This window comes from Angustibacter sp. Root456 (genome assembly GCF_001426435.1).
Lineage (GTDB): Bacteria > Actinomycetota > Actinomycetes > Actinomycetales > Angustibacteraceae > Angustibacter.
In genome coordinates this window covers 104,947-127,222 of the sequence record NZ_LMER01000016.1, presented here as the reverse complement: position 1 = coordinate 127,222, position 22,276 = coordinate 104,947, and the positions used below count along the sequence as shown (strand labels likewise).

General features: G+C 72.0%; 21 protein-coding genes and 1 riboswitch. Of the genes, 9 read left to right on the top strand and 12 right to left on the bottom strand.

Annotated elements, in window-relative coordinates; translation table 11 throughout:
* Positions 1 to 22 precede the first annotated feature (22 nt).
* On the bottom strand, positions 23 to 1,399 hold the full coding sequence (locus ASD06_RS19665) for a diguanylate cyclase (protein ID WP_056676856.1): 1,377 nt from the start codon (positions 1,397 to 1,399) through the stop codon (positions 23 to 25).
* A 233-nt stretch (positions 1,400 to 1,632) separates the two neighbouring features.
* Here ASD06_RS19665 and ASD06_RS10510 point away from each other — a divergent pair, with 233 nt between their 5' ends.
* Together ASD06_RS10510 and ASD06_RS10505 are read left to right on the top strand one after the other, a co-directional pair.
* Complete coding sequence (locus tag ASD06_RS10510; protein ID WP_082537928.1) at positions 1,633 to 3,042, top strand: HNH endonuclease signature motif containing protein; 1,410 nt, start codon at positions 1,633 to 1,635, stop codon at positions 3,040 to 3,042.
* A gap of 56 nt (positions 3,043 to 3,098) precedes the next feature.
* The gene (locus tag ASD06_RS10505; protein WP_082537947.1) at positions 3,099 to 4,487 is read left to right on the top strand and encodes a recombinase family protein; all 1,389 of its coding nucleotides are present in this window, start codon (positions 3,099 to 3,101) and stop codon (positions 4,485 to 4,487) included.
* Between the two features lie 243 nt (positions 4,488 to 4,730).
* Here the strand turns inward: ASD06_RS10505 and ASD06_RS19380 are convergent, their stop codons facing one another.
* Together ASD06_RS19380 and ASD06_RS10495 are read right to left on the bottom strand one after the other, a co-directional pair.
* Positions 4,731 to 5,210, bottom strand: coding sequence for a hypothetical protein (locus ASD06_RS19380; protein ID WP_056676850.1), 480 nt, complete (start codon positions 5,208 to 5,210; stop codon positions 4,731 to 4,733).
* 811 nt (positions 5,211 to 6,021) lie between these two features.
* Complete coding sequence (locus ASD06_RS10495) at positions 6,022 to 7,224, bottom strand: HEPN domain-containing protein (RefSeq protein WP_157371649.1); 1,203 nt, start codon at positions 7,222 to 7,224, stop codon at positions 6,022 to 6,024.
* Positions 7,225 to 7,379: 155 nt separating this feature from the next.
* Here ASD06_RS10495 and ASD06_RS10490 point away from each other — a divergent pair, with 155 nt between their 5' ends.
* Complete coding sequence (locus ASD06_RS10490) at positions 7,380 to 7,772, top strand: hypothetical protein (RefSeq protein ID WP_056676843.1); 393 nt, start codon at positions 7,380 to 7,382, stop codon at positions 7,770 to 7,772.
* A 7-nt stretch (positions 7,773 to 7,779) separates the two neighbouring features.
* On the opposite strand, the gene ASD06_RS10485 is transcribed toward ASD06_RS10490, so the two are convergent.
* Genes ASD06_RS10485 through ASD06_RS10475 form a run of 3 tightly spaced genes read right to left on the bottom strand, consistent with a single transcriptional unit; the run spans position 7,780 to position 11,130 of the window.
* Positions 7,780 to 8,373 carry a TMEM175 family protein gene (locus ASD06_RS10485; protein ID WP_056676839.1) on the bottom strand — a complete coding sequence of 198 codons (594 nt, stop codon included), beginning with the start codon at positions 8,371 to 8,373 and terminating at the stop codon, positions 7,780 to 7,782.
* Between the two features lie 7 nt (positions 8,374 to 8,380).
* Positions 8,381 to 9,700, bottom strand: coding sequence for a class I SAM-dependent methyltransferase (locus ASD06_RS10480; protein ID WP_056676836.1), 1,320 nt, complete (start codon positions 9,698 to 9,700; stop codon positions 8,381 to 8,383).
* Positions 9,697 to 11,130 (bottom strand): FAD-binding oxidoreductase, encoded by a 1,434-nt coding sequence (locus ASD06_RS10475; RefSeq protein WP_157371648.1) that lies wholly within the window; start codon positions 11,128 to 11,130, stop codon positions 9,697 to 9,699. Before ASD06_RS10475 ends, ASD06_RS10480 begins: the two co-directional genes overlap by 4 nt.
* 74 nt (positions 11,131 to 11,204) lie before the next feature.
* Here ASD06_RS10475 and ASD06_RS10470 point away from each other — a divergent pair, with 74 nt between their 5' ends.
* Both ASD06_RS10470 and ASD06_RS10465 read left to right on the top strand, forming a co-directional pair.
* The gene (locus tag ASD06_RS10470; protein WP_200942040.1) at positions 11,205 to 12,047 is read left to right on the top strand and encodes an alpha/beta hydrolase; all 843 of its coding nucleotides are present in this window, start codon (positions 11,205 to 11,207) and stop codon (positions 12,045 to 12,047) included.
* 31 nt (positions 12,048 to 12,078) lie between these two features.
* Complete coding sequence (locus tag ASD06_RS10465) at positions 12,079 to 12,486, top strand: NUDIX domain-containing protein (protein WP_056676827.1); 408 nt, start codon at positions 12,079 to 12,081, stop codon at positions 12,484 to 12,486.
* A 24-nt stretch (positions 12,487 to 12,510) separates the two neighbouring features.
* On the opposite strand, the gene ASD06_RS10460 is transcribed toward ASD06_RS10465, so the two are convergent.
* The 4 genes from ASD06_RS10460 to ASD06_RS10445 all read right to left on the bottom strand — a co-directional run bounded on the left by ASD06_RS10460 (position 12,511) and on the right by ASD06_RS10445 (position 16,896).
* A complete protein-coding gene (locus tag ASD06_RS10460; protein ID WP_056676826.1) occupies positions 12,511 to 13,875 on the bottom strand; it encodes an aminotransferase class V-fold PLP-dependent enzyme in 1,365 nt (454 codons plus the stop codon).
* Between the two features lie 39 nt (positions 13,876 to 13,914).
* Positions 13,915 to 14,026, bottom strand: a riboswitch (SAM riboswitch).
* A 73-nt stretch (positions 14,027 to 14,099) separates the two neighbouring features.
* Entirely contained in the window at positions 14,100 to 15,158 is a 1,059-nt protein-coding gene (trpS, locus tag ASD06_RS10455; protein WP_056676823.1) for a tryptophan--tRNA ligase, read from the bottom strand.
* A gap of 154 nt (positions 15,159 to 15,312) precedes the next feature.
* On the bottom strand, positions 15,313 to 16,164 hold the full coding sequence (locus tag ASD06_RS10450; protein WP_056676820.1) for a GNAT family N-acetyltransferase: 852 nt from the start codon (positions 16,162 to 16,164) through the stop codon (positions 15,313 to 15,315).
* A 3-nt stretch (positions 16,165 to 16,167) separates the two neighbouring features.
* Entirely contained in the window at positions 16,168 to 16,896 is a 729-nt protein-coding gene (locus tag ASD06_RS10445) for a hypothetical protein (protein WP_157371647.1), read from the bottom strand.
* An 80-nt stretch (positions 16,897 to 16,976) separates the two neighbouring features.
* Here ASD06_RS10445 and ASD06_RS10440 point away from each other — a divergent pair, with 80 nt between their 5' ends.
* The 3 genes from ASD06_RS10440 to ASD06_RS10430 are packed head-to-tail and all read left to right on the top strand — an operon-like array spanning position 16,977 to position 19,101.
* Complete coding sequence (locus tag ASD06_RS10440; RefSeq protein WP_056676814.1) at positions 16,977 to 18,077, top strand: acyltransferase family protein; 1,101 nt, start codon at positions 16,977 to 16,979, stop codon at positions 18,075 to 18,077.
* Entirely contained in the window at positions 18,074 to 18,547 is a 474-nt protein-coding gene (locus ASD06_RS10435) for a DUF664 domain-containing protein (protein ID WP_056676812.1), read from the top strand. The genes ASD06_RS10440 and ASD06_RS10435 overlap by 4 nt, the downstream gene beginning before the upstream one ends.
* A 32-nt stretch (positions 18,548 to 18,579) precedes the next feature.
* Positions 18,580 to 19,101 carry a hypothetical protein gene (locus tag ASD06_RS10430; protein ID WP_056676809.1) on the top strand — a complete coding sequence of 174 codons (522 nt, stop codon included), beginning with the start codon at positions 18,580 to 18,582 and terminating at the stop codon, positions 19,099 to 19,101.
* A 13-nt stretch (positions 19,102 to 19,114) separates the two neighbouring features.
* Here ASD06_RS10430 and ASD06_RS10425 read toward each other — a convergent pair whose 3' ends face one another.
* On the bottom strand, positions 19,115 to 20,191 hold the full coding sequence (locus ASD06_RS10425) for a DUF3048 domain-containing protein (protein ID WP_157371646.1): 1,077 nt from the start codon (positions 20,189 to 20,191) through the stop codon (positions 19,115 to 19,117).
* Positions 20,192 to 20,211: 20 nt separating this feature from the next.
* A complete protein-coding gene (rocD, locus tag ASD06_RS10415) occupies positions 20,212 to 21,414 on the bottom strand; it encodes an ornithine--oxo-acid transaminase (protein WP_056676801.1) in 1,203 nt (400 codons plus the stop codon).
* A 93-nt stretch (positions 21,415 to 21,507) separates the two neighbouring features.
* On the opposite strand from rocD, the gene ASD06_RS10410 reads away from it, so the two are divergent.
* Positions 21,508 to 22,260, top strand: a complete 753-nt coding sequence (locus ASD06_RS10410) for a DUF4097 family beta strand repeat-containing protein (protein WP_082537926.1) — start codon at positions 21,508 to 21,510, stop codon at positions 22,258 to 22,260.
* Positions 22,261 to 22,276: the final 16 nt, after the last annotated feature.

Sequence of the window (22,276 nt, the reverse complement as noted above, 5' to 3'; positions counted from 1 at the left end):
ACCATTCAAGCGCAGCCTCGGCTCAGCCGTTCCCCCGGCGGGCGCGCTTGTCCTGGTACATCGCGACGTCGGCCTGCCGCGCGGCGTCCTCGATCGAGCCACCGGGCTCGCACCGGGCGGCGCCCACGGACGTGCGCAGGGGCAGGCCGCTCGCGGTGGTGGTGCTCTCGAGCGAGAGCCGTAGACGGTCCGCGATGTCGACGGCGTCGACCTCGTCGCCGCGGATCAGCAGCGCGAACTCGTCGCCACCGATGCGGGCGATGACGTCGGGCTCGCCACGCACGCAACGGCGCAACGCCTCGGCGCACTCGATGATGAGCCGGTCGCCCGCCTCGTGGCCGTGGGTGTCGTTGACGTGCTTCAGCTCGTCGAGGTCGACCGTGACCACCGTGACCGCTCCCCCGGCCGCGACGTGCTCACGGGCTCGGGCGACGGCTTCGTCCCAGCCGCGGCGGTTGGCCGCCCCGGTCAGGGGGTCGAGCAAGGCGTGCTCGCGGGACGACTTCAGCTCTCGCACCAGGTCGTCGCGCTGGCCGGCGCGCTCCACGAGCCGGGCGCCCGCCTCGCTCAGCTGCAGGGCGAGGCTCTGGCAGAGGCTGGTGAAGCCGCGCGCCGCCTGGGTGGCGTGCACGAGCAGCAGGCAGCCGTGCGCACCGTCGACCGCCATGGGCACCGCGAGGTACGACGCGACGTCCGGGTCGGCGCCGACCGGCATCGGCAGCGGCTGCTGGGTGGCGTCCTGCACGACGAGCCACTCGGGTCGGCCGGTGGCGGTGGGCAGGGTGGCGGCGAGCTGTCGGGCGGTGACGACGGCCCGTTGCGCGCCGCCCGGAGGGCACCACGAGGGGGTGGCGACGGCGTGGCGGCCGTCGTCGAGCCAGACGGCGGCGAGATCGCAGCTGAGGGCGTCGGCAGCGGTGGCGACGAGGTGGTCGAGCAGGGAGGCGACGCTGGGCGGGGCACCGAGGGTCAGGCGGCGCAGCGCGGTGAGCACCTCGACCTCGTCAGCGAGGTGCTTGGCCGGCGAGACGGTCGTGATCGCGTCGGCGGCCTTCGCGCAGGCGTCGACGAGGTGGTCGTCGGCGAGACGCAGCAGGTCGGGCTCGGCGTGCGCGGAGCCGAGGACGACGGCGTGGTCGCCGTCCACGCGCACGACGGCCGACGTACAGGCCCAGTACGGCCCGATCACGTGGTGGGGGCGCTGGCTGTGCCGGCGGACGGGCCGTCCGGTCTGCAGGGCCCGTTCGAGGCGCGCGTCCCCGAGATCGGCGAGCTCGAACGACCCGGCCCAGGCGGCGCCGCGCCCCTCCCCTCCGAGATGGGTCCAGCGGCGGCCGACGCGACGGAACACGAGGACGTCGAGGGCAGCGGGCAGCGCCCCCTGCGACACCTCGCTCATGCGCGTCCCCTCGAGTCGACCCTGGCACCTGCCTGCGCCACCAGGGATCTTCAGCGCAGGCGGGCTTCGGTGTCAGGAGTTTGGCCCAAGTGCGCCCGTTCGGCGCTCTGGGCGACCCATTCGGGTGTGTACCGGCACGATCTGGTGGTCCACAGGTGCTGAGAGTTGTCGGTTTGTCCACAGATGCGTTGCGGCGCAACCCGACTGTCGGTGGCGTCGGGCAGAGTTGTCGCATGACGGACACAGTGGGCACTTCGGGCGGCGCGGGCGACGCGCGCGCTGCGGTGTCCGCGCTGGCCGAGGGGCTCGAGCGGCTGGCCGGGGCCGCCCTGTGGCCGCTCGGCGACGGCGAGCTGGCCGAGGTGGCGGGCCTGCTCGACCAGGTGCGCCGGCTTGCCGACGGGCAGACGGTGCGCCTGCTCGGCGAGGTCGACTCGCGCGGGCTGCCGGGCCAGGACGGCACCGGGTCGCCTGGGGCATGGCTGCGCAAGGTGAGCCCGACGCTGCGCCCGGCCGAGGCTGCAGGCCTGGGCAAGCAGGCCCAGACCCTCTACCGCTCCGCGCTCTCACCCGAGCTGGCACCGACCCGCGGGGCGCCGGAGGCCGGCGCCCTGCGGGTGTGCCAGGCCCGCGTGGTCACCGACACGATCGAGAAGCTCTCCCCACCCCACGTCCCGGCCGACGGCCCGGAAGCCATCGACGCCGACCAGGTCACGACCGCCCAGGTGATGCTCCTGGACGACGCCACGCGCCTTCCTGCCGCCGACCTGGCCAAGTGCGCCACCGCGATCCGCCACCACCTCGACCCGAGCGCCGACGACCGCCTCGCCCGCGACGAGAAGGCCCAGCACCGCCAGCGCTGCCTCATCCTGTCGACCGAGGCCTCAGGCATGACGTTCCTGCAGGGCCTGCTCACGAAGGAGGCCGGCGCGGCGCTGCGTACCGCCATCGACGCGTGGTCCGCCCCTCAACCCGCCGACGACGGCACCCCCGACCCGCGCACCGCCGGCCAGCGTCGTCACGACGCCCTGCAGCGGCTCGCCGAGACCACCCTGGCCCGAGACGAAGTACCCACGAGCCACGGCAGCCACGTCAAGGTCATCGTCCGCGTCACCGGCGAGACCCTCGCCGCCGCCATCGCCCCCAGTGGGCCGGACCAGATCAAGCCGACCGGGCTGCCCCCGGCCGAGCTCGACGACGGCACCCCCATCTCCCGGCAGCTGCTGGCCCGCCTGTCCTGCGGAGCCGCCCTCGTGCCGGTGCTGCTCGACGACCTCGGCAACCCCCTGGAGGTCGGCCGCACCCTGCGCGACTACACCGCACGCCAACGCACTGCCTTGATCGAACGCGACCGGCACTGCACCTGGCCCGGCTGCACGGCGCCCGTCTCCTGGTGCGACGCCCACCATGTCGACTACTGGGAGCACGGCGGGCGCACCGACCTGACTCGCGGCGCCCTGCTCTGTGGCCGCCACCACCGCTACGTCCACGCCACCGGGGCCACCGCCCGCCTCGTCGACGGCCAGATCATCTGGACCGAGCCCGGAAGCCCACCGGAGTCCCCGCCACCAGACCCCCAACGCTGGCAGCGCCAGTACCTGCAACGGCTCACCCGCCAGTGGCTCGTGCCGCGCCGAGAGTGAGGACAGTCCGACGTGCCTTTTGGCACGGCTCGCTAGTCTGACCTCTTGTGACGACGGTGAAGGCGGCGGCCATTTACGCGCGCATCAGCAGCGACGCCGAGGGTGCGGGTCTGGGTGTGGGTCGCCAGGTCGCGGACTGTGAGGCCCTGGCCGAGCGGCTTGGCTGGTCGGTGGCCGAGGTCTACTCCGACAACGACATCTCGGCGTACTCGGGTAAGCGGCGTCCGGCATATGAGCGGATGCTGGAGGACCTGCGCGACGGTCACCGGGACGCGGTGATCGTCTATCACGTGGACCGGCTCACGCGGCGTCCGATCGAGCTGGAGCAGTTCGTCGCGGCGATGGACGCGGCGAAGGTGCGGCACGTGCGGTTTGTGGTGGGAGACAGCGACATCATGACCGGCGACGGCCTGATGGCGGTGCGGATGATGGGCGCGGTGGCCGCGCACGAGTCCGCCACGAAGTCGCGGCGCATCCTGCGCAAGCACGCCGAGCTGGCCGAGCAGGGACGCCCGAACGGCGGCCCGTTGCGCCCGTTCGGGTTCGAGAAGGACCGGGTGACCGTCCGCCAGGACGAGGCCGCCGTCATCCGCACGCTGGTCGAGCGGTTCCTGGCCGGGGAGTCGCTGCGCTCACTGTGCGTCTGGTTGGACGCGGAGGGAATCACGACCGTCGCAGGTGGCCCGTGGCGGACGCCGACGCTGCGAAACCTCCTGCGCTCTGGGCGGATCGCGGGGCTGCGCGAGCACCGTGGCGAGGTCGTCGGCAAGGCGGTGTGGCCGCAGATCATCACCCCGCAGACGCGCCAGCGGACCCTCACGCGGATGGAGAGCCAGACGGCGTCAGGTCGTCGTGCACCACGGCGCTACCTGCTGTCGGGCCTACTGCGGTGTGGGAAGTGCGGCACTCGGCTGTTCTCGGCAGCCCGGCAGGCCTCCCGCCGGTACGTGTGCAGCTCCGGCCCGGACCACGGCGGCTGCGGGCGGCTGACCGTGGTCGCGGAGCCGGTCGAGCAGTTGATCGCCGACGCGGTGCTCATGCGCCTGTCCAACCCGGCGCTCATGCAGCAGCTTGCAGGCGGCACCAGCGACGAGGAATCAGCGGCCCTGGCCGAGCAGCTCAGCGACGAGCGGGGCCGAGCCGACGAACTGGCCGCCGCCTACGCGACCAAGGCGATCACCATGGCCGAGTGGCTGACCGCGCGCGATCCGATCCAGGCGCGCATCACCGACCTCGAGCGCAGGTTGGCCCGCGTCACCAACACCGCCGCCCTCGACGGCCTGACCGGCCCCTTAGAGGTCGTTCAGCAGCGGTGGGCAGATCTGAACCTCGACCGGCAAGCCGCAGTGGTGCGGACGCTGCTGGACCACGCAGTCATCCAGCCCGTCGGGCCTGGCCAGCGAACGCTGGACCCGAACCGGGTGCAGGCTCACTGGCGGGTATAGCCACAGGCAGCGGGTTCACGCCGCCGGTCGGGGGTCGGCGCACCCGGCGCGCTGCGCTTGCCGCCGGGGTCCCCCGCCGTCCCCCCACCCAGCAGGGCGCTCACACGCCGCAGCGCCACCACGTCCTCAACCACCACAGGGACGCCCTGCGCGGTGCACGAGGCCTCCAGCCAGGCACGCACCACGTCAGCGTCCAGCCGTTGCGGCTGTCGCGGTGGCGGTCGTCGGTTCGAGGACACGAGGTCACACCCACTGCGCCCAGATGGCCGGCGCACCCCGCCATTCCTCGGCATCGGCTGAGTTCCACCGAAGCGCCGGCGCAGCCCCCATCACCTCACACGCCCGAGCCAGCACACCGTCAGCCGTGGTCGCCGTCAACCGGGTGACCGTGGGAGCGAATCCCTCCCCGACGTCGAAGCGGTGCAAGCCCTTGGGACGCTTCACGCCAGCCGCGTCATCAGCGAACGACTTCGCGACGTACTTCGACAGGTAGCCCGCCGCCTTACGGGCCTCACCCAGCGCACCGGACCCGACCGGCAGGTCACCGAGCAGCTTGATGCCCACGTACCCGCGGCCCCACGCCGACACGATGCGGTGCCGGGGGATGAACTTGCCGACCGCAAAGTGGACGTGGAAGTGCACCCCATCCTTGTGCAGCTCTGGCACCCACACGTAGGGAAACGGCTGGCCACCGAGCTCGGAACGCAGCTCACGAAAGAACATGCCAACGTGCTGGCGAACCTCCCGAGGATCGGTGCTTCGCGGTGGCCCGTACGTCAACGTGCCAAGGCGGTTTAGGCGGTTCGCCGCGCAATACCTGCGCAGCCGACCCTTCGCCCGACGCCCCGCCTCGACACGCGCACGCTCGGGGTCAGCCGTGGGACCGCCACGGATCACCGGCTTTCGCGGCAGCGAAGACACGAAGCAGCCGCCAGCCTCAGCGGCCCCGGGATACAGCGACAGCGACCAACCGGCGAACGCTGGACGGGCCAACCGCTCGACCGCGTCCCCCCGCTCAACAACCATGACGACTCCAACCCCGACACCAATGGACAGCGGTGCACGGAGTCGTCGCCGTGACGGCGACGGGAAGTCATGGACGGCCCACAGACCTCGCACACCTGGTCGCATCGCAAGAAGCGAAGTCCGACGGCGGCGACCTGGAGGGCCGTCAGACGCTGAGTATCAGCGGCGCGCGATATCGGTGTGTGAAGGTGGCGACCGAGCTAGAGCCGAGAGGTTCTGGCCGCCGATGAGTTGGCTGTAGGTGCGCGTCAATCAAGTGGCAGCAGTAAACGACACGTCTGTCATTCCCGTCAAGACGCGTCGTGCAGCTCGTGGCCCCTCGCCCACATGCCCCGCCCGCACGCGCGCAACCCGGTCGCCGTGGACGGCCGAGCCAACCACACGCTCGGCCGACCACCGCGACCAGCGCACGAGCGCTCGGGGACCCCATGTGGACGACGGGACCCAGCGCCGCCTGTCAGCGTTCGGGGCCGCCAGGGAGCCGTACGAGTTGTGTTGCTACTTCAAGTCAAGTCGCGGGGCCGCTGCCCTCAGCGTCCCAGAGCCCCACGGCCCACCGCAGGCCCGCACCTGACCCTGGGGTCACGAGACCCAAGCCGTGGAACTCCAGCAGAGCCACGGCAAGCGCACGCACACGTTCCACGTGCTCGACGTCGACCTCTCGCGCAGTTCCGTGAACGAGTCGATTGCGGATGGAATAGATGCGGCCGATCGGCACGGACACGGTATCCCGGGCCACCTTCAACAACTCAGCGACCCGATTTTTGATCGGCGCGATATTCGAATTCTCCTCCAACTCCAGCGCCTCAATGCAAAGCCAGTACCCGATGTACTGCTGAACCCGTTCAGGCTCAGCCTCAGCGCGCCAATACCACTGCGACGCAATCTTGATTCGGTTGCGAATCTTGTCTGGCCGATGCAGGTGGCCGTCGACGACCTCAGACAACCTCTCGACGAACTTGTTTCCATCGATCTGCTCCAAGCGCGCCTGACTCTCCATGCCAACGGAGCGCCCACCCAAGAGCCGGTTCCAGTGCCAGTCCTCGAAGACCTCACCGACCTCTTCCGTGATCACAGGGCCAAGCACGCGTTCCCCGTAGATCCGGTCGATCATCATGGTCAGGGTCGCGACACCAGCTCGGCCGCCCGCGATCATGTCTTCGTACTGGTCCCCGGCCTCCTGGGGCAAGGCGTACAGGATCTCAATATGGTTGACACTCGGGGTGTCTTCTTGGTGAGCAGTCATATTGATTTGCACGTTCGGCTGCCACTTATAGGAGACTTTATTGTTTGCGAGAACTTCTAACTCACCCGATTCCGGCAACAGAAAGGTGCCGGGCGTGCGGCCATTGAGGGCGCCCTGAAATCTGGGCTCTCCCCATGTGATTGGTCCCGTTCCAAATTTCAGTTGCAGATTGCTGAACGTCATGGAGACTTGCGGAAACACAAAGGTGCGGATGGTCTTGTGAACAACACGGTACCCGGGAGTCCCCGTCCCAGCTGGGTGCGCCTCGTCGGCCATCTGCCAGCCAGAGAACCGCAAGGAATGCGGCAGGTAGGTGTTGTGCTCCCACCCCTCAATGAACTTGTCCAAGCCCTCCACGGCATCGCGGCGGACTGGTTTCACCTCACCAGTCTCCGCATTACGAATGCTTACCCGTGGATCGAATTCGTCCGCCGTCTCTGCGGCAGGTCCGTTCCCCTCAGCCATCGCTCGAGCATGACAGACACCTTCCTGAGAGGGCGGGTTTAGAACTCGCGCCCTTTGCCAGGCTGCTCTGCCCACCTGGTCTGCCCACAGGGACCAACGCCTCTGCCCGCCGGCGTTGAGGCGCGCCACTGTGGGGATGCCGAGAGGAGCAGGCCATGTCGACCTCAGGCATCAACTCACCCAGGCCGAGCCCGCCGCCACCGGCGCCCACCTACTCGCCCGAGGCAGACCGGGCGTATCGGCGGGCGTGGTGGTCGCTGGCGCTGTACCCGGTCTCGTTCGTCGCCGCCTTCGTCATCGGGGAGGGGTTGGCCTCCGTGCTCGGTGGAGACAGCGGTTCTCTCGTGTGGTGGGAGGCGCTGCTCGCGGCCGCGCCCGCCATCCTGGTGTTCGTGCTGCCCGGCGTCCTGGCGGTGCACTTCGGGCGCCGCGCGGTGCGCCTGGGCCGAGCCGACGGCCGCACCCCGGCGATCATCGGCGCCGTGATCGGCCTGGGGTTCGTCGCGCTCAACCTGGCGTCCGGCGTCCTCATGCTGCTCTTCGGCTGACGAGCGCTCAGACCTGCGCGGCCTCTTCGCGCGCGTCGAGGTAGCGCTCGACGCGCCGGTCCGGGACCAGCCACATGATGGCGACGAGCGAGAACACGAGGACCCCCAGCCACGGCGCCACGAAGGCGAGCCCGATGCCGGTGAGGTACAGGAACGGCGACGCCTTGCCCTTGCCGTCGCGACCCAACGCCTCGCGCAACCCCGCACCTCCACGCACCCGGAAGATGGCCAGCTGCAACGAGTAGTAGGCGATGGCCGCCAGCAGCAGGTTGACGCCGTAGACCACCACCGGCGTCCGGGCGAACGACGACTCGTCGACCCACGCGGTGGTGAAGGGGAACAGCGACAGCCAGAACAGCAGGTGCAGGTTGCCCCACAGCACGCCACCGTTGACCCGCTCGACCACCTGGAACATGTGGTGGTGGTTGCTCCAGTAGATCCCGACGTACACGAAGCTCAGCAGGTACGTCAGGAACCCCGTCGCCGAGCCAGCCAGAGCGTGCAACGTCGGCTCCTCAGGAACCCTCAGCTCCAGCACCATGATCGTGATGATGATGGCGAGGACGCCGTCGCTGAACGCTTCCAGCCGGCTCGTGCGCATGGGGCGCCTACACGCCCCAGTCGGGACGCATCGGCAGGTGCGGGTCGCCACCCTCCTCGGTGCGCGTGCCGAGCACCTGGTGCAGCTCGATCTGCCGCCGCTCGAACGCCAGCCGCGAGCCCGCCATGTACAGGCCCCACACCTTCGCGGTGCGCAGGTCGGTCTCAGCGACGCACTCGTCCCAGTTCTCGACGAGGTTGCGGCACCAGCCGGCCAGCGTGCGCGCGTAGTGGCGGCGCAGGTTCTCCTCGTGCTGCAGCTCGAACCCGGCGTTCTGCATCGCCACGATGATGGTGCCGGCGCCCGCCAGCTCGCCGTCCGGGAACACGTACCGGTCGATGAAGCCGCGGCGCTTGATGCCGGGGTGCAGGTTGTCGGCGCGGGTGATGCAGTGGTTGAGCAGCCGGCCGCCCGGCACGAGCTTGGAGTACAGGAACTCGAAGTACGACGGGTAGTTCTTGATCCCGATGTGCTCGGTGAGGCCGATCGAGCTCACGGCGTCGAAGCCGGACTCGGTGACCTCGCGGTAGTCCTGGTAGCGCACCGTCGCGCGGTCGCTCATGCCGTCGGCCTCGATGGCCTGCTGCGCCCATGCGGCCTGCTGCGCTGAGAGCGTGACGCCGATCGCGGTGACGCCGTACTCGCGCACCGCGTGGCGCACCATGCCGCCCCAGCCGCAGCCGACGTCGAGCAGGCGCATGCCCGGCTTGAGGCCGAGCTTGCGGCACACCAGGTCGAACTTGTTGGCCTGCGCCTCCTCGAGCGTCGCGTCGTCACTGGGGTAGCAGGCGCAGGTGTAGGCCATCGACGGGCCGAGCACCATCTCGTAGAAGCGGTTGCTCACGTCGTAGTGATGGTGGATCGCCTCGGCATCGCGACGGCGCGAGTGCCGCAACCCGTGCAGCGCACGGTGCACGCCGCTCGGCACCTCGTTCGGCGGGGGCGCCGGCAGGGTCAGCGCCGCGCGACCGAACGCGCGCAACGCGCGCACGGCCTCGGCTGCCGGTGGGCGGCGGGGCTCCAGCAGGGTGTCGAGGATCGCGAGCAGGTCGTACGGGTCACCAGGGTGGAAGCCGTCGACCTCCAGGTCGTCCATGAGGTAGGCCCTTGCGAACCCCAAGGACGACGGCGCGCCGGCGACGTACGCCAGGCCCCGCGGGTTCTTGAGCCGCACCTGGTAGCGCGCGTCCGCAGGCCCGGACGACGACCCGTCGTAGGCCTCGAAGTGCACCTGGTCGCTCGCTCCCACGAGCAGGTCGTACGCCTCGGCGATCGTCATGTCCCCTCGACGGCCCTGGTCCTGCTTCCACTGGCCGAGCACGCTCATCGCCCTCTCACCGCCTTGTCGTAAAGATCGAGCAACCGCGAGTCCGGGTCGTACCGGCGCTTCGCCTGCTCGTACTGGTCTCGTCCGTACAGCTTCCAGAACTCCTCCGGCCCGTAGTAGGCGTCGGAGTACAACGACTTGTGTCCGTCGAGCTCGGCGACCTTGGCCTCGATCCGCCGGTTGACGTCACCTTCGACGTCCCCCTCGGCGATCGGCACGGTCGACCAGAAGCCCACGTTGACGTACAGCTCGTCCGGGGCGAGCGGGTACAACGGCCACTGCCCGTTCGCGGTCGGTGCCGGACGGCGCAACCGCAGCGGGCACAACCAGATCGGCTCGATCGGCACCGTGTCGACGAACCACCGCAAGAACTCGGCGAGCCGCTCCACCGGGATCTCGACGTCCTGCACGACCCGCTCGCGCGCGGGCAGACCGCGGCGCGCGTCGATCCGCGCCTTGACGTGGTAGCGGTTCTCCAGCCCGATCACCCGCTGGTAGTTGTCGCTGCGCAACAGGCGCTTCGGCACCCACCGGCGGATCTTCGGGTTCTGCACGCCCAGCGCGCGCGAGCACCAGAACCAGTCGGTGTCCCAGCGCCACAGGTAGTCGCGCACCGTCAGCCAGTCCTCGTGCCGACTGCGCACCGAGCGGTAGTAGACGCCCATCCCCGTGTAGTCAGAGGTGTACGGCGCCTCGTCGGCCCACGTGCCGAGGGTCAGGAACGCCTCGAGCCGCGCGGGGCCGTCGTCGTCGCGGGGCGGGAAGACGCTGGCGTCGATGAAGTCGACGGGCTCACCGTCCCAGGTGGTGCGCTCGCCGTCGCCCGCCCCGACGAGCTTGTCGATCGCGGCGCTCAGCTCGTCGAGGTCCTCGAAGCGGACGTGCCGCAGGTGCACGTACGGGTGCACGGCCACGAGCTCGATCGTGGCCGCGGCGGCGTAGCCGAGGGTGCCGTAGGAGTTCGGGAACGTCGTGAAGAGCTCGGCGTCCGGGCCGTCCGGCGTCGCGCGCACGATGTCACCCGCCCCCGTGAGGACGTCGATCGACAGCGCCGACTCGTGCGGGAGGCCCGCGCGCCAGGACGACGACTCGATACCAAGGCCCGTGAGCGCCCCGCCGATGGTGATGGTCTTCAGCTGCGGCACCACCAGCGGCATCAGCCCGTGGGCCAGCGTCGCGTCGACCAGGTGCTCGTACGTCGTCATGCCCCCGACGTAGGCGGTGCGCGCCACGGGGTCGACGGAGAACACCTCGTCGAGACCCGACACGTCGAGCCCCGCTCGCGCACCACGTTCGCGTGGCCGGAACAGGTTGCTCGTCGTCTTCGCCAACCGCACCGGCTGCCCCGAGGGCAAGGCGCGGTACTGCGCGCGAAGGCGCTCGACGGCAGCGGGCAGGTGCATCTCAGGGTGCGGCTCGGAGTCGGTCATCGTCTCGGATCGTAGCCCCGCGCAAACCGCGTCCGCAGGTCCTATCTCACCAGGACGTGCGGTAGACCTGAGTGGTGTCCGTCATCTCGGTCGAGCGCCGCCACGGCGCCGAGGCGTTCGACCTGCGAGCCGTCGTGGACGACGACGCGGCCGCCCACGGGACGGCCCTCCTGCTGCACGGCTTCCCGCAGAACGCTTCGCTGTGGGACGGCGTCCTGCCCGGTGTCCGCGAGCTCGGCCTGCGCTGCGTCACCGTCGACCAGCGCGGCTACTCCCCGCTCCCCCAGCCCACCGCGATCGACGCGTACCGCCTCGACCAGCTGGTGGCTGACGCGGTCGCGGTGCTCGACGCGACGACCGCGGGTGAGGCGGTGCTCGTCGTCGGGCACGACTGGGGCGCAGCGGTGGCCTGGGCTTTGGCCGCCTACCACCCACAGCGCGTGCGCGGCCTCGTCGCGGCGTCGGTGCCGCACCCAGGCGCGTTCGGCGCTGCGCTGCGGTCGGACGCCGAGCAGAAGGAGCGTTCGGCGTACATGCGGTTGCTGAGCGACGTCGAGCGCGCCGAACGCGTCCTGCTCGACGACGACGGCCGCCGGCTGAGGGCGTTCTTCTCCGGCTCGACGCTGAGCAAGGACGTGGTCGACGGCTACGTCGCTCCGATGCTCGAGCCAGGTCGGCTGCGCGGCCCCCTCGCCTGGTACGCCGCGATGGACGCCCAGTTCGCCGCCGTCCCGCCGGTGCGCGTGCCGACCGTCTACCTCTCGGCCGACCACGACCTCGCCGTCGGACGGCGAGCCGTCGAGGAGTGTGCGGAGTGGGTCGACGCGCCGTACGAGCACGTGGCCTTGCCTGGTTCGCACTGGATCCCGGACGAGCGGCCCGACGCCGTCGTCGAGGCTGTGCGCGGTCTGCTTTGACCGGTGCATCGCGCTGTGCTCTGATCCGCGAGTGCACACGGTGGTGGTGGTCGGCGCCTTGGTCCGGGACGGTCAGGTGCTGCTCGTGCACCGTCGCCCGGACAAGCACGCCTACCCCGACCTCTGGGACCTGCCGGGTGGCGCCATGGAGGCGGGTGAGTCAGAGCTCGACGCGCTCAGCCGAGAGCTGCACGAGGAGCTCGGGGTGCAGGTGGCGACGGCCTCGGCGACGCACCTCACCCGGCTGAGCGTCGGCCCCGCCGCTGACCCAGCGGTGCTCAGCGCCTGGCTCGTGCGCGAGTGGCAGGGCACCCCCGCGAACACCGCCCCCGAGGAGCACGACGGCCTGAAGTGGTGCGATCTCGCGCACCTGCCACCTCCTCCGCACGTCCTCGCGCGCACCGCTTTGCTGGCGGCGCTGCGCATCGGGCGCGACTGACGTCGACCCCCGACCCGACGGCGCTCAGCCGCCGCAGGGCGAGGAGCCGGCCGCTGACGGCGCAACCCACTCCGGCAGCGGCCGGACGTCGCACACCGGCTGCCAGCGCCCGTCGACGAGCGCGTACTCGGCGCCGGTTCCCCGCCGCACCAGGGCCGCGACCCCCGCGACGAGGCGGTCGACGTCCTCAGCCCGCGAGCCGACGCCAACGCTCGCCCGTACGGCCGCATCCAGCCCGAGCCGGGCGAGCAGCGGGTGGGCGCAGAAGCGCCCGTCGCGCACGCCGATGCCGTGCTCGGCCGACAGGTACGCCGCGACCAGGCCGGGGTCGTGGCCGTCGACCGTGAAGGTGACGACCCCGATCGACGAGGGCGCGTCGTCGAACACCCGGTGCAGCCCGACGCCGGGCACCGCGCTCAGCCCGTCGACGAGCCGACCGCGCAGCGCCGCCTCGTGCACCTCGAGCGCCCCCTCGGGCAGCGCCCGCAGCTCGCGGCACGCGCGGGCCAGCGCCACCGCGCCGAGGACGTTCGGGGTCCCGCCCTCGTGCCGGGCCGGAACGGGCGCCCAGCGGGTCGAGTCGACCGTCACCTCGCGCACGGCTCCCCCGCCTGCGAGGTACGGCTGCGCCAGGTCGAGCCAGTCGCGTCGTCCGACGAGCACCCCGCAGCCGTACGGCGCGTACAGCTTGTGGCCGCTGAAGGCGACGTAGTCGACGCCGGTCGCTTCGAGGTCGATCGCGCGATGCGGCGCCAGCTGGGCGGCGTCCACGACCACGCGAGCCCCGCGGCGATGAGCGAGGCGCACGATGCGCTCGACCGGCAGCTCCTCACCAGTGACGTTCGACGCGCCGGTGATGGCGAGCAGCGCCGCCGGCTGCGCCGCCAAGGCGTCGTCGAGTGCGGCCAGCGTGGCGTCGACGGTCCGCTCGACGGCGACGCAGCGGTGCGGCAACCGCTGCCACGGCAGCAGGTTCGCGTGGTGCTCGAGGTCGAGGAACACCACGTCACCCCAGGCCGGCACGCAGCCCGCCAGCAGGTTGAGCGCGTCCGTGGTGTTGCGCGTGAACACGACGACGTCGCCCGGTCGGGCACCCACGAACTCCCCCACGGCAGCGCGAGCGTCCTCGAGCAGCGCCGTCGACACCTGCGAGGCGTACCCGGCCCCCCGGTGGACGCTGGCGTAGTAGGGCAGCACCTGCTCCACGTGCTCGGCCACGGCCGCCAGGGCCGGAGCGCTGGCGGCGTAGTCGAGGTTCGCGTAGCGCCTCCACGAGCCGTCGAGCAGCGGCACCGGCAGGTCACCGCCGACGACGGTGAGCAGGGGCTGGTCGCAGGACGCCGAAACCGTTGCGGCCCGGGGGTCTTCGATGACGATGGGACTGGACATCAGGTACTCCAGAGGGTCTGGGACCCCTGCCGTCGCCGGAGCCCGCGCTTGCGCCGACACCTCGCCGACGCCAGGTCGTCACCCGGGGCACCCCACCGCGGTGGAGGGTTGCCGGCCAGCGAGCCGGGGCTTCGCGCTGGCGCTCATGACCTCTGCCGACCGTATCGGCAGGCCGCGCCGACGCCCAAGCGTCGAGACCCCGCGTCTCGCAGTGCGAGATCTGCTCACGTCAGACCCATCGCCTCGTGCACGCGCGCCAGCGTCGCAGCGGCCAGGGGACGCGCCCGCTCCAGGCCGGCAGCGAGCACGGCGTCGACGACGTCCGGCTGGCGTTCGAGCTCACGCCGCCGGGCCCTGATCGGCCGCAGGTGCTCGTTCACCGCCTCGGCCACCACGGCTTTCAACCGCGCCGCGCCGCTGCCGACCTCGGACGCGACGTCCTGCGGCGTGCGGCCGGAGCACAGCGCGGCCATCAGCACCAGGCTCGACACCTCGGGACGGCGCTGCGGCTCGTAGGTGATCTCCCGCTCGGAGTCGGTGACCGCCGACCGCACGAGGCGCGCCGTGTCGTCCTCACTGGCGCCCAGCGCGATCGCGTTGCCCCGGCTCTTGGACATCTTCTGCCCGTCCGTGCCGAGCAGCCGCGGCGCCTCGGTGAGCAGCGCCTGCGGTGGCGTCAGGACGCTCGCGCCGCGGCCGTAGCGCTCGTTGACCCGACGGGCCGCGACCCGCGTCTGCTCCAGGTGCGGCAGCTGGTCGTCGCCCACCGGCACGAGCGTGCCGCCCACCGCGAGGATGTCGGCGGCCTGGTGCACCGGGTAGGTGAGCATCAGCGCGCTGAGGGGCCCGGCGTGCCCGGCCTCGGCCTTCACCGTGGGGTTGCGCTGCAGCTCGGCCAGGGTCGCCGTCGACAGCAGCGGCAGCATCAGCTGACCGATCTCGGGCACGGCGCTGTGCCGGAAGACGCTGGTGCGCAAGGGGTCCAGGCCAACCGCGAGGTAGTCGAGCACCAGCTCGCGGACGTTCGCCGCCACCTCGCTGGTGTCGCTGCGGTCGGTGACGACCTGGTAGTCGGCGATGACGACGAACGTCTGCACTCCGGCGTCCTGCAGGCGCACGCGCTCGCGCAGCGTGCCGAGGTAGTGACCGAGGTGCAGCGGGCCGGTGGGCCGGTCGCCGGTGAGCACGCGGTAGCGGTCGGGCGCCTCGAGGACGTCCGCGCGGTCCGCGAGCAGCGAGGTGGTGGAAGGCGTCGTGAGGGTCGAGGCAGCGAAGGTGGTCATGTCGGGCTCCAGTCGTCGAGTGGGACGACCGCCGCCGCAGCGAGCGAGATGAGCGCGAGATGCCGAGCTGACCTGGCCGCCGGACGGCGGCCATGAGGGAATGCGTCAGCGGCCGCCGATTACGGCAGCCACCACTGGCGCGTCAGGGTGCAGCTCACGCGTCGATGGTAGCGGCAAAGGCGAGGTCCGTGGCCGTCCCGATCACGCGGTACCCCAACCGCTCGTACACCGCGTTGGACGTCGGGTTGGCCGCGTCGGTGTAGAGCATGCACGTGCGCCCGGGCTCGGCCAGCTGCTCGCGAGTGACGGCGGCGACGCACGCCGCTGCGTACCCCCGGCCGCGCTCCTGCGGTGGCGTGTAGACCAGCTGCACGCGCGCGACCCCGGCCTCCGGCAGGGTCACCGCGGCCATCGACACGGGACGACCGTCGACCTCCCAGACGTGCAGCAGACCGGCCGCGACGCGCGCAGTGACGTGGTCGATACGGGCGCCCCCGGGCGTCGCCTCGTCGGTGAACGCCTCCCCCCAGCCCCGCAGCAACGGGACGTCGGCAGGCCCAGCGAGGCGGTGTCGCCCAGGCGGGGCGGGTGGCTCGACGAGCTCGTCGACCTGCAGCAGCCGCTGGCGCATGACGACCTCGGCGGACGGCCCGCCGCGCCGCACCCACTCGTCGGCGAAGACCTGGCCGCTGGGGTCCGGTCCACCCACCGAGCGCAGGTCGGGACGAGCCACCCACGCGGCGCGGGCCAGCGCGCGCACGACAGCGTCGTCGTCCGCGGTGAGGTAGGCGCCATGGGGCGGCGTCTGCATGAGCGCGCCCACCACCTCACCGTCCGGCTGCTCGACCCACCACCACAGCTCGCTCTGCGGCGGCTCCGCCCGCTCACCGGCCAGGGCCCGCGCGAGGCGGGTGAGGATGACGCTGTGCCGCGCCGGCCGTTCAGCCAGGAAGCCCCGCACCCGCTCGGCGAAGCGGCGCGGGTCGTGGCCGGTGACGACGTCCACGGCTCAGCCGACGACCTGGAAGTCGCCCTGCTCCAGCCGCCGCACCAGCTCACCGACGCTGCGCGCCTGCACCACCGTGTCGTCCCAGCCGGTGCTGGAGTCCTCGACGAGGTGCACCGGCGGGTCGGGCTCGCGCAGGTCGATCACGAGATGGCGGTGCTGGCCGTCCGCACCGATCACCAGCGCGCCGGGGTGGAACACCATCTCCTGCATCCACGCCTGGGTGACCTGGATCGCCACGTGCGGTGGGTGCAGGTCGACGTAGGTGCCGGTGGCCATCCACCCGCGGCGCAGCCACGTCGGCGCCGTCACCATGGCCCGCCAGGTGTCGGGCACCAGCTCGCCGAAGGCGTCGCGCACCGCGTCGACCTCCACGTGCGGCACACCGCGCTGGTACTGCGCCTCCTCGCAGATGTCACCGACGATCGCCTTGGTGAGCCGCCGGCCCTTGGGGATGCTCAGGCGCCCGTCGTGGGCGGCGACACCCGACCACGAGGTGACCTCGGCCGGGACGTCGAAGACGACCAGCGACCCCTCGCCGCGCGCCGGCACGACCTCCTCGCGCAGGACGCGCACCGCGTCGGTGCGCAGGGTGAAGGCGTCGACCGTGACGTCGTCCGCACCGCGCTGCGGCCACGTGCTCCAGCCGGTGGCCGCGAGGGCCTCGAGCTCGGCCGCGCCGACGACGCACCACAGCGACATCGTGGCGGCGGGCTTGCGGCGCAAGAACACGGGCATGACTGTGCCACCGGTTTCTGGGAACGGCCACCGCCCCTAGGGTGGGTTCGCCCGCATCGCCGACGAAGGATCCGATGAGCAGCCACACCGCACCCTCCACGAGCGCGGCCGACCCTGCGCCGTCCGAGCCGCCCGCCGCCGCACCACCGAAGGTGCGTCAGACGTGGGTCGACCAGACCCGGTGGGTGGCGATCGCGCTCGTGCTCGCGGGGCACTTCGTCGGGCTCGTGCGCGGGCGCAGCGGTGTCGCCGTGGCGATCTCGGACTACCTGTACGTCTTCCACATCCCTGCGCTCGTGCTCTTGGCCGGCTGGGGTGCGCGCCGCCTGCAGGCCAGGGGTCAGGGGCTGACCCGCATCGTGTGGCAGCTGCTCGTGCCGTACGTGCTGTTCCAGCTCATCGCGTTCGCGGTCAATCACGTGTTCGAGGGGTCGCACCCGTCGTGGTCGTTCACCAGCCAGACCTTCGGACTGTGGTTCCTCGTCGCGCTGGCGGGCTGGCGGCTGCTGATGCCGTGGTTCCAGGGCCTGCGTGCGCCCGTCGCCGCTGCGCTGGCGGTCGCTTTGCTGGCGGGTCTGAGCTCGAAGATCGGCGGCCTGCTGTCGCTGTCGCGCATCGCGTTCTTCCTGCCGCTCTTCGTCGCAGGCCCGTGGCTCGTCGACCGCGTGGCGCTCTGGCGGCAGCGTCGTGGGGCGCGCATCTGCGGCCTGCTCGTGCTGCTCGCCGGCGCGGTGTGGGTCGGCGTGCAGGAGGTCGGGTTCGACCGCACGATCTTCTTCGGTCGTGACTCCTACGCGGCGCTGCACCAGGGCGCGCTGCACGGCATGGTCTACCGCACCGGCGCGCTGCTGATCTCGGCGGTGCTCGCCGTCGGCCTGATGCTCGCGGTGCCGGGCAAGCCCGGCGCACCGACGGCGGTCGGGCGCTGGTTCGCCGAGGCCGGTCGCCACACGATGTTCCCCTACCTGATCCACCTGCCCCTGCTGACGGTGCTGCGCTGGACCGAGTGGCCGCGCGAGGGGGCACCGACCGTGGCGGCAAGCGTCGCCGTTCTCGCGGCACTGGTGATGGCCGTGGTCCTCGTGACGCCACCAGTGCGCTTCCTGGCGGGGCCGTTCGTCGAACCCCGCTCGTGGACCGAGCGCTGGCTGCTCCGTCGAAAGGCCTCCTCGTGATCGACACCACGAGCTACCTGCACTTCGTCGACGACGCCCTCGACGGCCTCGCCGAGATCCTGCGCGAGCTCGGCGACGCGCACGCCGGACGCCGGCTCGACACCCCGGGCGCCAACTCGCCGTACGCGGTGGTCACGCACTGCCTCGCCGTGATGGAGTTCTGGGGCGGCCACGTGGTGCACGGCCGGCCCAGCAACCGCGACCGCCCGGCCGAGTTCCGGGCCAGCGGTGAGGTGGCGGGCCTGCTCGACCGCCTGGAGCAGGCGCGGCGGCAGCTGCACGAGGACTTCGCGGCCGCCCGGCTCGACCAGCCGCCGGCCGCCCCGCCGGCCGACCCGGAGCGGGACGACGCCTTCCGCGCGCGGACGCAGGGCGCGGTGTTCCTGCACGTCTACGAGGAGCTGGCCCAGCATCGCGGCCAGCTCGAGGTGACCCGTGACGTGCTGCTCGCCCACAGCGAACCCCGCTAGACCCTCAGGTGTAAGCGAGTAATCATGCTTACATGACTGCAGAAGCAGCGGCAGAGGTCCGCGCCTGGTTCACCGGGCGCCTGCCACAGGACTGGACCGTCGACGGCGCCGCCGAGGTCGTCGTCGACCGCGAGGAGATCACCGTCGTCGTCCCGCTCGAGGCGCCGAGCCTCAACGACGACGCCACCGAGGCCGAGCGCGCGCAGGCCCTGGCCGGCCGCGTGCAGGGCTGGCGCGAGCAGACCCGCGACCAGCGCGTGGGCGTCGCCCGCGAGGCCGAGCACCGCTTCGACCGCAAGGTCGCCTGGGCCGTGCGCACCGGCGACGAGCTGCACCGCTTCACCCACCTCGCCGTGCCGGTGATGACGCGGCTGCGCCAGCCCGAGCGCCAGGTGCTCGACACGCTGGTGGAGGCCGGCGTCGCCCGCTCACGAGCGCACGCGCTCGCGTGGTGCGTGCGGTTGGTCGGCGAGAACGCCGACGAGTGGCTGAGCGAGCTGCGCGACGCCATGGAGCAGGTGCGCGAGGTGCGACGGCGCGGCCCGGCGGCCTGAGCCGACCGCCCGGCTAGCGCACCTGCACGCCCGCACCGCCTGACGTCGGCACGAGCTCGAGCCAGGTGGTGCCCGGGGCGACGGTGAGCGGGGCGCCGCTCGACGTCGTCAGGGTGAGCGGGGCGTAGGGGCTGGCCTTGCTCCACCGCCCCGCCACCTGCCGGCCACCGGAAAGCACGAGCGCGCTGCCCGTGCCCGTGAGCACCGTCTCGGGCACGGGGTTGCCGACCGGGTCGCGGTAGCCCGCGTCCCGCGTGCGCACCCGCAGCACCACGACGTTCTGCGCAGCAAGGCGCGCACCGGACACCACCTTCGACGGCGTGCCGCCCTCGCTGCGCAACCACCGCCGCGAGCCCGCGTCGTAGGCCCACCGCGGATGGGCCGCCCGCGAGAAGGTGAGCAGCAGCCTCGACGCCGGCCGGCTGCCGGCGCCGGACGTCGAGGCGGTGGCCGCGTCGGCGGCCCACGGCAGGTACGGCGGCGGAGGCGCGCGGTGGGCGCGGTCGGCTGCGGCCCAGAGCCGGTCGGCGCGCGCGTAGAGGTTGTGCGGGGCCGGGCGACTCTTGCTGCGGAAGTACGCCGACCGCGACGGCAGCACGAGCTGCACCGGCGCCTTGCGCAGCCGCCGCAGCACCACCGCGGCGCCGCCGGACGACGCCAGCAGCCCGCGCGTCGGCCCGGCGATGGCGGCATCGACGTCGCGGAGCGACCGCACCGGCCCGACCGTGCCGACGGATGCGGCACGACGGGACTGGAACATCGCGGCGAAGCGGGTGATGCCGCCCTCGACGAGCTCCTCGACCACCAGGTCGGCCCGGTCGAGGCCCACTTGCGGACGCGCGGCACTGCTGTTCTCGATCTTGACGACGAGCGCCGGCTGCGCGGCGACCTTCGCCACATGGAGGCCGGTCAACGGCGCGACGCCGGGTGCGGCCGACATGGGCGAGGCGGTGGTGGAGGGGCTCGCCGTCGGGCTCGCCGTCGTGCGGCGCGCTGCGGTCGGTGCGCCACTGCAGGCGCTGACAGCGAGGCCGACGACCACCGCCCCGGCGAGGACGCTGGCGGCGAAGCGGGTGCGGGCTGCTCTCACCCCACGAGGCTACGTCGCGCTCAGCGCCCCGCCACCACGGCCGTGAGCTCCTCGCACAACAGGTCCACCTCGCCAGGCGTCACCACCAGGGGCGGCGCGAGCCGGATCGTCGAGCCGTGCGTCTCCTTCGCCAGCACCCCGCGCGCCAGCAGGGCCTCGCACGCCTCGCGCCCGCTCATGAGCGACGGCTCGATGTCGACGCCGGCCCAGAGCCCGCGGGTGCGCACCGCGCTCACGCCCCGACCGACGAGGGCGTCGAGTCGCTCGTGCAGCTGCTCGCCGAGCTCCTTCGCCCGCTGCTGGTACTCGCCCGTCTGCAGCAGGCGCACGACCGCGTGCCCGACCGCAGCCGCCAGCGGGTTACCGCCGAACGTCGAGCCGTGGTTGCCGGGGCGGATCACCTCCATCACCTCGCGGCGGCTCACGACCGCCGACACCGGCACGATGCCGCCGCCGAGCGCCTTGCCGAGCACGTAGACGTCGGGCACGACGCCCTCGAGCTGGGAGGCGAACGTGGTGCCGGTGCGACCGAGCCCGGACTGGATCTCGTCGGCGATGAAGAGCACGTCGCGCTCGGTGCACAGCTCGCGCACGCCCGCGAGGTAGCCGGGCGGGGGCACGATCACGCCCGCCTCCCCCTGTACCGGCTCGACGAGAACGGCGGCGGTGCGGTCGTCGACGGCGGCCCGCATGGCGTCGAGGTCGCCGTACGGCACGACGACGAAGCCCGGCGTGAACGGCCCGAAGCCTTCTCTCGCCACGGGATCGGTCGAGAAGCTGACGATGGTGATGGTGCGGCCGTGGAAGTTGTCGGATGCCACCACGATCGTCGCCTGGTCGGCCGGCACCTTCTTGACCTCGTACGCCCACTTGCGGGCGAGCTTCAGCGCCGTCTCGACCGCCTCGGCACCGGTGTTCATCGGCAGCACGACGTCCATACCCGCGAGCGCCGCGAGGTCGCGGCAGAACGGCCCCAGCTGGTCGTTGTGGAAGGCGCGGCTGGTGAGCGTCGCGCGGTCGAGCTGCTCGTGCGCCACGCGCACCAGCTCGGGGTGGCGGTGGCCGAAGTTCAACGCCGAGTAGCCGGCCAGGCAGTCGAGGTACCGGCGCCCCTCGACGTCGGTGACCCAGGCGCCCTCGGCGGACGCCACCACGACCGGCAACGGGTGGTAGTTGTGCGCGGCGTAGCGGTTGACGAGGTCGATGTGCTCGTGCGTGCTCACTCGTCCAGTGAACCGCTGAACTTGCTCTACGGCAACGGTTTTGGGGACCTTCGCCCCGTGACTGCCCACCCGTGGCCCCGCGACCGTGGAGGCATGGCGACCACGGCACCTCCCCAGGCATCGCCGCCCCGACGCGGCTCCGGGCTCACGGCACCCATCGTGGCCGCCGTGGTCATCGTGGGGCTCATCGTGGTGGTCGCGGGCCTGTTCGTCGCCTCGACGGTCGGCGGCCGGGGCAGCCAGCACGTCTCCCACACCTACACCGGCGTACGCAGCATCGACGTCCAGGTGAGCGCCGAGGCCGTCGAGCTGACGGCGAGCGCCGACGACACCACGCGGCTCGACCGCACGGCGACGTGGTCGATGCGCGCTCCTCAACTCACTCAGCGCCTGGACGGCGACCGGCTGGTCGTGCGGTCGTCGTGCCCGTTCGGCTTCGGGCTCGGCTGCAGTGGTCGGGTGCGTCTGGAGGTGCCGTCCGGCGTCGACGTCCGGGTGCACAGCTCGGCCGGTGCCGTGCGGGCGGACGGGCTCTCGGGTGCGCTCGACCTGTCGACGAGCGCGGGTTCGGTGCGCGCGACGAACCTGTCGTCGTCCGAGGTGCGCGCGTCGTCGTCCGCCGGGTCGGTGACGGTCGAGCTGGCGAGCGAGCCGACGCGCGTGACGGCGTCGTCGTCCGCGGGGTCGGTGACGGTGCTGCTGCCGCAGGGTTCGGCGACCTACCGGGTGTCGGCGAAGACCAGCGCGGGCTCGGAGAACGTCGACGTGCGCACCGACCCGGCCTCCGACCGGGTCATCGACGTCCACTCCAGCGCGGGCTCGGTGCGGGTCGGCTACCTGCCCTGAAGAGGTCCGAGCGGTT